16 protein-coding genes are annotated in these 14,109 nt (G+C 41.6%); 1 reads left to right on the forward strand and 15 read right to left on the reverse strand.

The window, feature by feature from the left end; translation table 11 throughout:
• Window positions 1-77 precede the first annotated feature (77 nt).
• The 10 genes from ldcB to STYK_RS07960 all read right to left on the reverse strand — a co-directional run bounded on the left by ldcB (window position 78) and on the right by STYK_RS07960 (window position 7,168).
• The gene (ldcB, locus tag STYK_RS07915) at window positions 78-794 is read right to left on the reverse strand and encodes an LD-carboxypeptidase LdcB/DacB (RefSeq protein WP_261804840.1); all 717 of its coding nucleotides are present in this window, start codon (window positions 792-794) and stop codon (window positions 78-80) included.
• Window positions 795-811: 17 nt separating this feature from the next.
• Window positions 812-1,273, reverse strand: coding sequence for an HIT family protein (locus STYK_RS07920; RefSeq protein ID WP_045612117.1), 462 nt, complete (start codon window positions 1,271-1,273; stop codon window positions 812-814).
• Window position 1,274: 1 nt separating this feature from the next.
• On the reverse strand, window positions 1,275-2,312 hold the full coding sequence (locus tag STYK_RS07925; protein WP_261804841.1) for a M42 family metallopeptidase: 1,038 nt from the start codon (window positions 2,310-2,312) through the stop codon (window positions 1,275-1,277).
• Window positions 2,313-2,408: 96 nt separating this feature from the next.
• Window positions 2,409-3,734: a branched-chain amino acid transport system II carrier protein gene (gene brnQ / locus STYK_RS07930; protein ID WP_164227035.1), complete on the reverse strand. Its 1,326-nt coding sequence runs from the start codon at window positions 3,732-3,734 to the stop codon at window positions 2,409-2,411.
• A gap of 171 nt (window positions 3,735-3,905) precedes the next feature.
• Entirely contained in the window at window positions 3,906-4,193 is a 288-nt protein-coding gene (locus STYK_RS07935; protein WP_173249919.1) for a rhodanese-like domain-containing protein, read from the reverse strand.
• A gap of 10 nt (window positions 4,194-4,203) precedes the next feature.
• Window positions 4,204-4,395 carry a hypothetical protein gene (locus STYK_RS07940; protein WP_240148995.1) on the reverse strand — a complete coding sequence of 64 codons (192 nt, stop codon included), beginning with the start codon at window positions 4,393-4,395 and terminating at the stop codon, window positions 4,204-4,206.
• 3 nt (window positions 4,396-4,398) lie between these two features.
• Complete coding sequence (locus STYK_RS07945) at window positions 4,399-4,977, reverse strand: uracil-DNA glycosylase family protein (protein ID WP_173234577.1); 579 nt, start codon at window positions 4,975-4,977, stop codon at window positions 4,399-4,401.
• A gap of 53 nt (window positions 4,978-5,030) precedes the next feature.
• Complete coding sequence (gene pepV, locus STYK_RS07950; RefSeq protein WP_261804842.1) at window positions 5,031-6,431, reverse strand: dipeptidase PepV; 1,401 nt, start codon at window positions 6,429-6,431, stop codon at window positions 5,031-5,033.
• 13 nt (window positions 6,432-6,444) lie between these two features.
• Window positions 6,445-7,050 (reverse strand): nitroreductase family protein, encoded by a 606-nt coding sequence (locus STYK_RS07955; protein WP_000670166.1) that lies wholly within the window; start codon window positions 7,048-7,050, stop codon window positions 6,445-6,447.
• Window positions 7,037-7,168, reverse strand: a complete 132-nt coding sequence (locus STYK_RS07960) for a hypothetical protein (RefSeq protein ID WP_261805392.1) — start codon at window positions 7,166-7,168, stop codon at window positions 7,037-7,039. The genes STYK_RS07955 and STYK_RS07960 overlap by 14 nt, the downstream gene beginning before the upstream one ends.
• A gap of 52 nt (window positions 7,169-7,220) precedes the next feature.
• Between STYK_RS07960 and STYK_RS07965 the strand changes: the two genes are divergently transcribed.
• Window positions 7,221-8,021 (forward strand): amino acid ABC transporter substrate-binding protein, encoded by an 801-nt coding sequence (locus STYK_RS07965; RefSeq protein WP_261804843.1) that lies wholly within the window; start codon window positions 7,221-7,223, stop codon window positions 8,019-8,021.
• A gap of 65 nt (window positions 8,022-8,086) precedes the next feature.
• Here the strand turns inward: STYK_RS07965 and STYK_RS07970 are convergent, their stop codons facing one another.
• From STYK_RS07970 to STYK_RS07990, 5 genes are all read right to left on the reverse strand, one after another.
• Window positions 8,087-8,920, reverse strand: coding sequence for a metallophosphoesterase family protein (locus tag STYK_RS07970; protein WP_261804844.1), 834 nt, complete (start codon window positions 8,918-8,920; stop codon window positions 8,087-8,089).
• A complete protein-coding gene (uvrC, locus tag STYK_RS07975) occupies window positions 8,910-10,757 on the reverse strand; it encodes an excinuclease ABC subunit UvrC (RefSeq protein ID WP_261804845.1) in 1,848 nt (615 codons plus the stop codon). The genes STYK_RS07970 and uvrC overlap by 11 nt, the downstream gene beginning before the upstream one ends.
• A 38-nt stretch (window positions 10,758-10,795) precedes the next feature.
• Entirely contained in the window at window positions 10,796-11,497 is a 702-nt protein-coding gene (locus tag STYK_RS07980) for a M57 family metalloprotease (RefSeq protein ID WP_261804846.1), read from the reverse strand.
• A gap of 78 nt (window positions 11,498-11,575) precedes the next feature.
• A complete protein-coding gene (murN, locus tag STYK_RS07985) occupies window positions 11,576-12,808 on the reverse strand; it encodes a peptidoglycan bridge formation alanyltransferase MurN (RefSeq protein ID WP_261804847.1) in 1,233 nt (410 codons plus the stop codon).
• Between the two features lie 4 nt (window positions 12,809-12,812).
• On the reverse strand, window positions 12,813-14,033 hold the full coding sequence (locus STYK_RS07990) for a peptidoglycan bridge formation alanyltransferase MurM (protein WP_173229251.1): 1,221 nt from the start codon (window positions 14,031-14,033) through the stop codon (window positions 12,813-12,815).
• Window positions 14,034-14,109 lie beyond the last annotated feature (76 nt).

Consider the following 14,109-nt stretch of genomic DNA (forward strand, 5'->3'; position numbering starts at 1 on the left):
CTCCCACAAGTATGCTTTACACATACCCATCTATTATACACTATTTATCTAGAATTGCAAGAGAAAATTTTATTTTTTTAATCGACGTAATCTCCGCCTTCAAAGCCGTAGTATTCTTCCAAACTGAGACCACTCTCTGCAATTTCTTTTGCTTCTTTTCCGACATAACGAAGGTGCCATTCTTCAGCCATATAACCGGTTTCTTTTTCCTTACCTTTGAGATAACGGACAACAAAGCCATAATCAGCCGCATGGTCCAAGAGCCATTGAGCCGCTTTTTCTTCTGTTACTAAATCACCATCAGTCCCAATAACATCAAAGGCCAAGCCAGTTTGGTGTTCACTGTAACCGGGACGAGCAGAGTAACGGTCAGCAGCTGCCTTCCCATCTTGGTTGACATAATCTTGGTAGAGCTTTGTCTGAGTTTCATAACTTCTAAAACCACTGTAATGGTCACTGATTGGGAAACCTGCCTCTTGCATAGCTTTGATGAGTTTGAGCAACTCTGCTTTGGCTGTTGGATTTTCCCCTGGATTGTAGTCTTTCGACAATGGATAGTGTTTATTTGCTACGATGATTTCATCGTATTTTCCTTGGATACTATAATAGTTTCCTTTATTGCTAACTTCTGCCTTTTTCTGACTAGAAGCTTGAGATTTGCTGCCTACAGTTCCTTCCGGTTGACTGCTTTGCTCCGTCTTTTGAGTATTTTCTTCAAGTTTCGTTTTTTCTTGCGAACAAGCTGCAAGAGTCAATGCTAGTAAACCAGATAAAATGACATATCTTTTTTTCATTTCTTTCTTCCTCTCTCTTAGGCCAAATGCTTCTCTAATTCATGAGATAAGATTTTAATCATCTCTTCCAGCTCTGGCGATTGTACTTGGCAATCTTCTGCTGCCATTTCTTCCCAGGGCACCCACCAGACTGGGCCACGGCCATTAAGTCCGTGCCCCTTCATATCACCTGCTCTTCGCGGAAAAAGATGCCAATGAGCGTGGGCATCGCCATTTCCTAGAAGTTCAATGTTCATCTTTTCAGCTTTAAACGTTTTGGCAACAGCTTCTTGGACTAAACTCATTTCCTCTAGAAAATGAAGTTTTACAGAAGTCTCCATATGGTGGAGTTCTGTGACATGCTCCTTTGCTAAAAATAAGGTATAGCCCTTGAAGTATTGGTGGTCTCCAATAACTACATATCCTGTTTCTAGTTCTTTGACAAAGTAGGGATTTTCTCCAGCTTTGATGAGTTCGATTCTCTGACAGATTAAGCACATTCTATGATACCTCCTCGCTCTTGAGATAGGCGTCAACCATACGCTCAGTCGCCACTACTGAATCAATGTGGGTGCGCTCATAAGAGTGACTGGACTCGATTCCCGCACCAAGGAGGGCATGCTTGACCTCTGCACCTGCTGACATGGCCGCTGAAGCGTCCGATCCATAAAATGGATAGATATCCAACTTAAATGGAATATCTTGCTCTTTCGCCAAAGCCACCAAATGTTGACGGAAGTCATAGTGATAAGGTCCAGAAGCATCCTTGACACAGATAGACACTGTATATTCGTCTGTTTGCTGGTCATCTCCCATTGCTCCCATATCCACAGCCAGATATTCGACTACCTGAGCAGGGATATTAGAGTTAGCTCCATGCCCAACTTCTTCAAAAACTGAAAAAGCAAAATGGGTTGTTACGGGCAATTCAATCTTCTCTTCCTTATAAACACGAAGCAAATTAAGCAAAATCGCTGCGCTGACCTTGTCATCCAAATGACGAGACTTGATAAAACCTGTCTCTGTCACGACAGTTCGTGGGTCAAAGCTAATAAAATCACCGACCTCAATCCCCAAGGCACGAGTTTCTTTTTCATTGGTCACTTTTGCGTCCAAACGCACTTCCATATTGTCCTGCGTGCGTTCTGCAGTTCCTGCATCCTTGTAGACATGGCAAGAAGTTTGGTGGATGAGGATGGTTCCTGATACTTTTTCACCTGTGCTAGCCACATGCACTGTACAGTTTTCACCTTCAATCATATTCCAAGGAAAACCACCGATACGATCCAGTTTGAGACGGCCATCTGGTTTGACAGCACGGACAATGGCCCCCAGCGTATCCACATGGGCAGTCACATAGCGATGCTCTCCATCATTTTGACCTTTAATGGTCACATTGACACCGCCCTTAGCTGTGCGAACCGGCTGGTAACCAAAACCTTCTAAAGTTTTGACTAAATAGTCCGCAATGTCCCGAGTGAAACCTGTTGGAGACGCAATAGCTGTCAGTTCTTTGATATATTCTACTGTTTGATTCATTTCTTCACCTCTTTTGCTACCTATTATAACACATTTATCATCGGATAAAAAAGAAAATCACCCCTGTAGACTTAGCTACAAAAGTGATTTTAATGATTATTCCATTTCAAAAACATCGCTTTCTTGCTTATTTGGTAGAACCAATGAGAGCAAGATTCCGACAACGGCTGGTACTAACCATGGGAGAGATGCCTTGGCAAAAGGAAGAGCCTTGACAAGATTTGCAAGAAACTCAACTTTAAATGAGCTTCCTAGTACGCTTGCAATGGCAATAGCTGTAACAACAGCAATTGTCAACTGCATACCTGGTTTTGAAAGAGCCACAAATTTGTTGACAATGACAATCATAACGATAGCAATCGTGATTGGGTACAAGATAACCAGTACTGGAATTGAGTACTTGATAATCGCATCAAGACCTAAATTAGCAATGGCAAATCCAATCAAGGTAAAGGCTGTCGCATAAACCTTGTAGCTGATTTGTGGGAAGCGCTCATTAAAGAACTCAGCTGTTGACACAATCAAACCAACTGTTGTTGTGAAGCAGGTTACGGTAACCATAGCTGCAAGGAAGAGTTGAGCTGTTGAGCCAAAGATTTCTTGAGTCGCTTGTGACAAGATGTAAACACCTGGTGTTCCACCCTTCATCGCCTCAGCTGGTACCGGGAAATGATTTCCAAGGAAACCTAAACCGATGTAAAGAGCGCTGAAGGCAAGGGCTACAACGATACCAACAACCCAAATAGTCGAAATGTATTCTTTCTTACTTGAAAATCCAAGTTGTTTTAAGGTTTGAACTGCGATTACACTAAAGGCAACTGAGGCAAGGGCATCCAAGGTATTGTAACCTTCTAGGAAACCTGTACCAAAGGCAGAAGCTTGATAAGCAGCTGACGCAGCTTGAGGACTTGTTCCACCATATTTGATAGCTCCTAGAACAACCAAGATAACAATCAAAATAGCAAAGACTGGTGTTAAAATACGGCCGATACGGTCTAAGATTTTTGATGGATTAAGCGAAATTAGATAGGCTGCTGCAAAGTAAAGAACCGTAAAGACAATCAAACCAAGACCTTTATTTGCATCCGACAAAAGGGGGCTAATCCCTACTTCGTAAGCTGTTGTAGCAGTACGTGGGATAGCAAAGAATGGACCGATTGACAAGTAAAGAACTGAGAGGTAAAGAGTCGCAAACCAAGGCGCTATCTTTGTTGAAATCTCGTAGATATATCCTTTAGGATTTAGCGTTCCAATAATAAGAGTCAATACGGCGATACCGACACCTGAAAAGACAAAACCTGCGATGGCAGGAAGAAAATGTTCTCCAGATAGAGCACCTAGAGAAGGCGGAAAAATCAAGTTCCCCGCACCAAAAAATATTCCAAACAGGAGTAAACCTGTTAGGGCACCTTTTTTAGCCATGAAAATCTCCTTCATATTTATAAAATACTGACCTAGTATATCATGAATAGGAGTATGAAAAAAGCTTCACGAAGTAAATATTGAATGTTTTCAAGATTCTTAAAAATGAGAATTGTCTAAAAATAAAATTCTCCTACCCAGTCCACACCAAGTAGGAGAAAATTGTACTGTTTACAGTTCTTCAAAGGCCATCATGCCACCTTGTACATTGATAACTTCATAACCTTGTTCTGATAGGAATTGGCAAGCACGCGCCGATCTCATTCCAGATTTACAAATAACATAATGTAACTGGTCCTTGTTCAACTGATCATAGGTATCAGCCAATTGACTAAGTGGCAGGTTGTGGGCGCCTTCTAAATGGAGTGCTTCAAACTCATCCACTTCTCTCACGTCCACTAGAGAAAGTTGATTGTTTTGATAAAGCTGGTAAAATGCGTCAAAGGTTATTTCTTTCATTCTTTTTCTCCTAATACTCTTCGAAAATCTCTTCAAACCACGTCAGCATCGCCTTACCGTAGGTATGGTTACTGACTTCGTCAGTTCTATCCACAACCTCAAAACAGTGTTTTGAGCTGACTTCGTCAGTTTTATCCACAACCTCAAAGCCGTACTTTGAGTAGCCTGCGGCTAGCTTCCTAGTTTGCTCTTTGATTTTCATTGACTATAAAATAGTTTTAATTCTTTTTTTCAAATCCGGCACCACTTCTGACTCAAACCAAGGATTTTTGGCCATCCAGATTTGATTTCGCGGTGAGGGGTGAACTAGTGGAAAATAGGTTGGCAAGTAGTTCTGGTAATGTTTTACCCGTTCTGTTACCTTGCCACTGATTTTCTCCTGCAAATAGTAGGCTTGGGCATATTGGCCAATCAAGAGGGTTAACTGAATATCTGGTAATTCTTGCAAGAGCTGAGGATGCCATTTTTCAGCAAAGCCAGTTCTCGGTGGCAGGTCACCCGACTTGCCATGCCCTGGAAAGTAGAAATCCATAGGCAAAACAGCAAAATAACCTGAATTGTAAAAGGTATCTTCATCCACACCTAGCCAGTCTCTCAGGCGGTCACCACTCTTATCTTTCCAGTAAAGGCCTGCCTCCTGCGTTTTAAGACCAGGCGCTTGACCGATGATATTGATGCGAGCAGTCTTTGGCGCTGCAAAGAGAGGTTCAATGCCACGCTCTGTATAGCTGACATTCTGCGGATCCGCCATAATAGCCTGCTTGATTCTTTCAATTTGAGACATCTACTTTCCCTCCAAAAAGAAGTCCAAGCATACAATCTCAGACTTCTATCGTTTTATTTGATCAATTCGTAAATTGCTTCGGCATAGATTGCTGCAGCTCGGAAGAGATCATCCAAGGCGATAAATTCATTGGCTTGGTGCATGGTGTCAATTGAGTCTGGGAACATGGCACCATAGGCAACACCTCGTTCTAGCAAGCGACCAAAGGTTCCACCACCGATAACTTGCTCGTGACCTTTAAGTCCAGTTTGTTTTTCATAGACATTCAACAAGGTTTGCACAAGTGGATCTTCCATTGGCACATAGTGAGGCGTGTGACCGTGCTCAGAAAGGCTAACAGAAGCAACTGGCAAGTTTTCAAGGATTGACTTGATTTGCTCTGGGTTGGTTCCTTTTGGATAGCGGATATTAAGGGCAATAGTATTGTCAGCACTTGTTTCATCGAAGCGGAAGACACCGGCATTCATAGAAAGGGCACCCATCTTTTCATCCACATGGGCAATCTTGAGATTTTCACCCTCATGGTCGTTCAAGAGAATTTTACCAGCGATGTCAAGGTAGTCTTTGGCTGGAGCAGCAAAGTCAAACTGGCTAAGGAAGAGGGCTAGGTAAGTCGCACCATTGACACCTGAAGCAGGCATAGCACCGTGGGCTGATTTACCAATGATCGTCACCTTGTATTGGCCAGCTTCTTCTTGGAGTTCTCCTCTAAGTTTGTGTTCTGCAACAAAGGCATCTAGTTTAGCTTGCAAGTCAGCCAAATCACCTGAAACAACCGCTGTTGCTGATTCTGGTACCATGTTTTCACGCAAACCACCTGTAAAGCTGTGAAGACGGGCAGCACCCGCATTTTCACCTGCAAAGTGGAGGTATTCCGTGATATTTCCTTTTTCACCATTGATGATAGGGAACTCAGCATCTGGGGAGAAACCAAAGTCTGGCTTGGCAAGTCCTACGTGCTCGAAGTAGTAGTCCATGTCTGCCCATCCTGATTCTTCATCTGTTCCAACGATGAAACGAACTTTCTTAGAAGTTGGAAGTCCCAATTCTTTGATGATTTTCAAACCATAGTAGCAAGCTGTTGTAGGTCCCTTGTCGTCCGAAGCTCCACGCGCATAAAGGCGACCGTCTTTGATAGTTGGTGTGTAAGGATCTGTATCCCAACCGCTACCAGCAGGCACCACATCCATATGGGCAAAGATTCCGAGAACTTCTTCTCCATCACCAAACTCAAAATGTCCTGCATAGTTATCAACATTTTTAGTTGGGTAGCCATCACGGTCTGCAATTTCAAGGAATTTCTCCAAAGCTTTTACCGGCCCAGGTCCAAATGGATGCTCAGCATCAACCTTGCTGTCATCACGTTCTGAGTTGATTTCCAAAAGGCTAAACAAGTCAGCCAAGAGGTCTTCTTTGCGTTTTTCTACTTCTGCTGTAAAATCAATTACTGTCATTTTTTTCTTCTTTCTATCTTTTCTCAATGATTTCATCTACTGGCAAGCGGTAGCTTGGTTCCAATTTTTCGTCTGTATAACCCACTGTAATCAAAAGTTCTGGGCGGAAACGGTCTTCGATTTCTAAAACCTCATTGACTTTTGATTTGTCAAATCCAAGAATCAGATTTGATCCGATTCCTTGGTCTGTAAGAGCCAGAACTAAGTTCATGGCAACCAAACCTGCATTGAGGGCTAGGTAGTCGCTGACCTGTTGTTCATTGTAGCGGGCGAATTCAGCTGGTAAATTTTTCATGAAGTATTGAAGTTGTTCTTCTGAGAAATTGTTAGCACCACCAACTCGGGCAATCTTACGAGCACGTTTAGCCAAATCTGTGTCTGTAAACAGGGCAATAGTTACAGGCGCTGATGATACCTGTTCAAAGTTCGAACCGTAAGCCAATTTTGCCAGTTCGGCATTTTTCTCACGTACTACCACAAATTTCCATGGCTGGCTGTTGTGGGCACTGGGTGCCAAGGTTGCAATTTCGATAGCCGTACGCACATCTTTTGGATCCACCGGCTTATCAGTGAAATGCTTAGTCGCATGACGTTTTTTATTTAATTCAAGAAATTTCATAATCGATTTCCTTTTCTAATTCTACTGCTTCCATTCTACCATAATTTGAAAGAGCTTGCAGGGATTTTTCATGATTAAGTTTTTTTATCACAACCATAAAAAATATATATTGGTTCATCAAGACAGTTTCTGATAAACTAGCAAGTACCTTACATTTGAATGGAGATATTATGAAAAAATTTAGCCTATTATTAGCCATCCTACCATTTTTGGTTGCCTGTGGAAATCAAGCCACACCTAAAGAGACCAGCTCTCAAAAGACAATCGTCGTTGCTACAGCTGGCGATGTGCCACCATTTGACTACGAAGACAAGGGAAATCTGACAGGCTTCGACATCGAAGTTCTAAAAGCAGTTGATGAAAAACTCAGCGACTACGAGATTCAATTCCAAAGAACTGCCTGGGAGAGTATCTTTCCAGGACTTGATTCTGGTCACTATCAGGCTGCAGCCAACAACCTGAGTTACACAAAAGAGCGTGCTGAAAAATACCTCTACTCACTTCCAATTTCGAACAACCCCCTCGTCCTCGTCAGCAACAAGAAAAATCCTTTGACTTCACTTGACCAAATTGCTGGTAAAACAACGCAAGAAGATACCGGAACTTCAAACGCTCAATTCATCAATAACTGGAATCAAAAACACACTGACAATCCCGCTACGATCGATTTTTCTGGCGAGGATATCGGTAAGCGAATCCTAGACCTTGCTAACGGAGAGTTTGATTTCCTCGTTTTTGACAAGGTATCCGTTCAAAAGATTATCAAGGACCGTGGCTTGGACCTTTCTGTGGTTGACTTGCCTTCTGCCGATAGCCCCAGCAACTATATCGTTTTCTCAAGCGACCAAAAAGAGTTTAAAGAGAAATTTGATAAAGCGCTCAAAGAACTCTATCAAGACGGAACACTCGAAAAACTCAGCAATACCTATCTAGGTGGCTCTTACCTCCCAGATCAATCTCAGTTACAATAAGATATATTAAAAACGATTGGACCAGCCAATCGTTTTTAGTTTGCATTGGTTATTTTAGGAAACTCTTACAAAAAATCAAAAAAATTCTTCACATCCTCTACATACCCATGCTTTTCTATTAAGCTGGCTAAGAGTTCCAGATTGTGCCCCTGATAGTTATCTTCTCTTCGTAGTTCTTCATACATTTCGATAAAGGGAAGACCCTGAGACTTAGCCAATTCCAACTCCGCTTCGTAGTCATAAGCAACTTTACGAAATAGGATATTTACCAATTCCCCATCTTCAACTTCTATCACGGCATACTGGGCACGGTGATTTTTTAACGCCTCCCAATTAAAATAGGGCATACCAATCGAACCTGGATTGATAATTTGTTGCCCTTGACTGCCATAACGAAGCAACTGCTTGTGAACATGACCATAGACTGCCACGTCCGTTTCCTCATCTAGTAGTTGGTCAAATTTCTCTGTATCATTCTCAACTAGCAAGTCACCACCATAGTTCTTATTTGGCAAATTATGAGAGATAGAAAAGCGCAAGCCGTCAATTTCTTTCTTTTCAAGCAAAGGCAAGTTTCGTAACCAGACAATCGTTGTAGAATCCATTCGCTCCATCAAAAACTGGGTCAATCGCATGAGCTGGACTTCCTGTGGGTCTTCTAAGCCATATTGCACATCTAAAGCCTCAAGGACACAATCATCCCAATTGCCTCGAACACTTGCCGTGATAGGAAGATCCTTTAGCAGGGTTACCAAGTCATTTGCACCGGGACCGGGAAGAAAAATATCTCCCAGAAGCCAGTATTCACTGACTCCTTGGTTTTTAGCATCTGCAATCACTGCTTCTAGGGCAGTTGTATTGCCATGAATATCTGATAAAATTGCGATTTTATGGTTCATGATGGTCTCCTTCTGTTTGATAATCTACTCTTTCTTCCGCCACTTGAGCCAATTCCTCTTCTTCCTGCGGGTTCAACTTGTTTTGCACAGCCTCTGCAACAGCTCTAGGCACACCGACTTCGACAATCTCATCCACACTTGCTTCCTTGATTTTAGTTAGAGACTTGAAATGCTTCATGAGATTTTGCTTGCGTTTAGATCCCAGGCCGTCAATGCCATCCAATTGTGATGAAAAGGAATTTTTGGAGCGCAGTTGGCGGTGGAAAGTAATGGCAAAGCGGTGGACCTCATCTTGAATACGTTGGAGCAGGAAAAATTCCTGAGAATTGCGAGACAACTCCACCACCTCAAGCGGATCTCCAAAGAGCAATTCATGGGTTTGGTGCTTATCATTCTTTTGCAAACCTGCAATGGGGATATCCAAGCCTAGCTCCTCTTGGATGACTTGCTTGGCGATATTGACTTGACCTTGTCCCCCATCAATCACAATCAAATCTGGCGGAGTCAAACCGTCACGCTGTACTCGACCATAGCGTCTGCGAATGACTTCTCTCATACTGGCATAGTCGTCTGGCCCAACGACAGTCTTGATTTTATACTTACGATAATCCTTCTTACTTGGTTTGCCGTTGACAAAGACCACCATGGCTGAAACAGGACTGGTCCCCATGATGTTGGAGTTATCGAAAGATTCGATACGAACTGGGGTTGGAATTTGAAGCAAGCGTCCTAGATTTTCAATAGCCCCTTGGGTCTTTTCGACAGATTTCTCTAGCAGATTGAACTTCTGCTCTAGACTGACTCGAGCATTCTTTATAGCCAAATTGACCAGTTGCTTTTTCTCTCCACGCTGAGGCTTAAGAATCTTGGTGTCTACCAAAGCCTTGACAGCTTCTTCGTCAATATCCTGCGGAATCAGCACCTCATTAGGAACTAGATGAGATTTTTCTTGATAAAATTGTCCTACATAGGTCAAGAAATCCTCATCCGGATCATTATAATAGGGAAAAAGATTGACATCGCGCTCAATGAGCTTGCCCTGACGGACAAAGAAAACCTGGACACACATCCATCCCTTGGCCACATAGTAGCCAAAGACATCACGGTTTTGGAGATCCTTGGCCATGACCCGTTGCTTGGTTCGAAGCGTTCCAATGGCCTGAATCAGGTCACGGTATTCCGCTGCACGTTCAAACTCCATACTTTGTGCTGCGGATGCCATCTTGCCCTTGAGGTCATCGATGATTTTGTCATCCTGTCCTTTTAAGAAGTCAGAAACCTCCTGAGCCATAGACTTGAAGTAGGCCTCATCCTTCTTACAGATAGTGTGGGCCATACATTGACCGATATGGTAGTAAAAACAAACCTTAGACGGTGGATTCGTACACTTTCTAAAAGGGAAAATTCGATCCAGCAGCCGCTTGATTTCATTGGCTGCCCCCACATCTGGGTAAGGTCCAAAGTAGAGACCGCCGTCCTTCTTGACCTGACGGGTGATAATTAAACGAGGATAGCGCTCATTGGTGATTTTGATGAAGGGATAGGACTTGTCATCCTTGAGCATGATATTGTATTTAGGCTTATTTTCCTTGATAAGATTGATTTCTAGGAGAAGTGCCTCAATATTGGACTCCGTAACGATAAATTCAAAATCTACAATTTCAGACACCAAGGCCTCTGTTTTGGTATCATGACTTCCACGGAAATAAGACCTCACGCGGTTACGCAGATTTTTAGCCTTTCCCACATAGATAATGGTGCCGTTTTTATCCTTGTGAATGTAGCAACCTGGGCTGGTCGGCAAGAGCTCTAGTTTTGATTTAATCAAGTTATTCATAGTTCCATTATAGCAAAAAAGTAGGGAAAGATTGTTCCCTACTCACTAGTCTCATATATTTTTCGAAGGTTTGCAACATCCACTTCCTGAATACCATAAAAGGAACCCGCAGGTTGCATGACAGACTTTTCATCTGTATGGTCCAAGCCAATCGCATGCCCCAACTCATGTTCTGCCGTATGGACAATGCGCTCATAGGAATAGCCATAGTCTGGATTGGACAGATAATAGTGATTCAACCGCACCGTGACAGACAAGAATTGCCCCGTCAAGAGATTGGTCTGACTTTCCGCTTCTCCTGCCACAGGAGTACCTCCGTCATTCATCTCCGTAGCCAAGATATCTGCCTTGCTGGACTCAGTCACAAGTTCAAAATGAAAGGCACCGGTTTGATTCCAGTTCTGAATTGCTTCTAAATATGCCTCTTGAAAGCGTGAATCCATCTGCGGATCCAAGTAAATACGAGCAGAAGCCTGTGGCCATCTTCCTTCAGAATGCTGGTGGTTATCTGTCTGGTTCAACTTAGGCAGTTGCCCTGTTCTTTCCCATTGGTCGATACTTTGTTGACCAATTTTTACTGACCGTTCTGCTTGCTTCAGCGCCCCTTGAAAATCCCCGTTCAGATACCAGAGAAATCCAAAAGCAAGAGTACATAAAAGCAAAACAATCCAAACCAGACGCCAAAACAAACGCCAAATAAAATAAAAGAAAGCCCCTATCAAACGAAAAAGCCAACGCATATCTCTCCACCTTTCTAGCAAATAAAGTCTATTTTACTAAAACAAGCTGAAAGAAAGCTAAATACTGGCTTTTTCATCTTAACGTCCTACTATTTTTTTGAATAACTGAATAGCTTTGTATTTTAAAGGCGATGGATGATAACGGAAAGTTCCTGCTTTACGTACAATATAGCCATTAAAATTTTGTTTAAAACGCAAAACACCATCACTACCATCAAAAATCCCTTGAATGCCTAGGAAGTTGTATTTAGGTATTCCACGTTTTATGCTTTCCAACATAACATATTTTTGAAGCAGTGCAGGGGCATAAAACTTATTAAACTCAGTGTAAGAACCACTAAAGAGATAAGTCGTTTCCTGAGGCATATAAACAAATAAACTCCCGGCTAAAACAATATCTTCTTCTCCATATTTTTCAATCAAGTCTCGCGCTTCTGCTTTTCGAACTTCAAACGTTTCAAATTGACTAGAATATTCTCTCAGTTGATTTTGTTTTTTCTCAGAATGAGGATTTTTACTCAAATCAAGTCGCAACTTGCCCAAGATTTCTTCTAGTTTACTTTGTTCACCTTGCAATTTGCTCATATAGTCCGAAAAATTTAAGCTTGCTATGAGAAACTCAGCTTGTTCTCCAAAAACATCATAAAAATGCTCATAATATTCTAAACTTTTATCACTATATTCTCTACGTTCAGAGGTTTCTTTTGTGATGTTCTTAAAAATCGATAGTTCTTCACGTTTTAACTTTTTCAACCGAATGCCAAAGGTTTCAGCCTTTTTCACCAAGGGTTTCCCTTTTTTGCTAAAACTTTTAAGCAAATTCTTTTCAGTTAATTCAGTCAAATCTTTATAGTATAACCAATCCGGCTCTCCACCTGGATAACCTGTCGTCAAGCCATCAAATTGATAACCTAAATCAGTTAAACCATGAATGATATTTTTTTTCTCAGCATCTATTGGATTACCTTGGCTATCAAAAGTTTGATAAGTTTCATAAGGTTTTACAAACAACTCTAATACACCATTTTGCTTGGCATATTCTTTTAACTCCGCATAAAAAACTGGAAGAGCATCTTGTTGGGTATAAATCGGCCCCGAATTGATCTCCATATGCAGACCACCCAGCATGGGCAAGCTATAAACCAGAGCTGCAACTTGAATCTCTCCTTCTTGTTTCAAAGCAAGATAAACAATTCGAGCCCCTCTTTTTTCTAGCAAATCCCCCATCTGGACAGATTGCATAAAGGAACGAGAAGAAACCTGATCAGAATAAGCCTGAAACTCTTCTTTCGTGAGTGTAATTAGTGCCATATACTTACTTTCTATGTTTTTTTCTTAATGTTTTACGGAAATCAAGAGCAAGTCTTAACAGAGGATAGAGAGGATGGGTAGGTATTGTAAATTCACCCAAGTATTCTTCAATCGTTGGATTAAATTTTTCCTTAAAATGATAAAGTCCACCATTGAGAGAGTTTTCAACACCACCTAAATTTTGCCAGACCATACCTCGCTCAAAGGCATAGCGAGCCGTTTCATACCAAGTTAAAATCGGAGCATTGTAACGTTTAAAAGCATCATCCATACCAGCATATAGATTGACAGAGGTAGTACCAAATTCCAAACTCAAAGTAGCCGCTAAGGGAACTCTCGCTTGACCTGCATCTATATATTCCTGCAGGAAAGTCAATTCCTCTAACAAACGTTCTTTTTCCTTCTTCTGCGCTTCTACTTTTGAAGTGCGAGTCGACTCAGTAAAGGTCTCTTCCAAGGCTCTATTTTTCGCCAACTGTTCTTCTAATTCTTGCGAACGTTTAGAGACATCCAAGGTTGCCAAGGTGATGTAGGCCTTGTCCTTAAAATTATCTAACAATTTTTTATAATAGGCTTCATTCCTCAAATGAATCTCTTTCCGCTTCTCGGTTTTTTTCATCAAAAAGGAAAAAGACTCCAATAATTCAGTTCCGCCAAATTGAATCTCTACCCCCTTATTCCGTGCTGTTCGAATAGCCTGTTTTGTTGATTTAGAAAGTTTATCTTCTTCAAAATTTTCTTTATATATTTTCGCCTGAATACGAGGCTGAATGGTGTCATCCATTTCGGTTGTCCGCCCAGACCACTTCACTCCTAATTGCCCTAAAATCTCAACAATAGAAAGTTTTTCAGGATATTCTGTTTTATCTTGATTAACCAAATGTTGAGATAGACAAATACTTGGATCGAAAGTCACAAAAACCGCTCTCTTACTGCGAGCATAAGACTTAATGGACTGAATGACAAAACTCAAAAGTTCCGTATCCCCATAATCCAATATAGGTCCTCTTGGGATGTAAAACATTTTATAGCCTAGCGGAAGAGTTCTAATCAAAATACTAGCTGTCGCCAGTAATTTTTCTTCCCTGTAAACACCAAACTTCTCATGTTCCCAGTCAGACTTCACTTCTTCCCAAGCACTACTTTGTAATACATTGCCTAATTCATGGTCTTTGACAAACTGATCATATTCTAATGCGGGAATGCCAATTTGATAACGGTACATTTCCTACTCTCTTTCCTCCAGTATCTTATTACTATTCTACTACTTTCGTTTGAAAAGTCTAGTGAAAACATATTTT

Source organism: Streptococcus toyakuensis (genome assembly GCF_024346585.1).
Taxonomy (GTDB): Bacteria; Bacillota; Bacilli; order Lactobacillales; family Streptococcaceae; genus Streptococcus; species Streptococcus toyakuensis.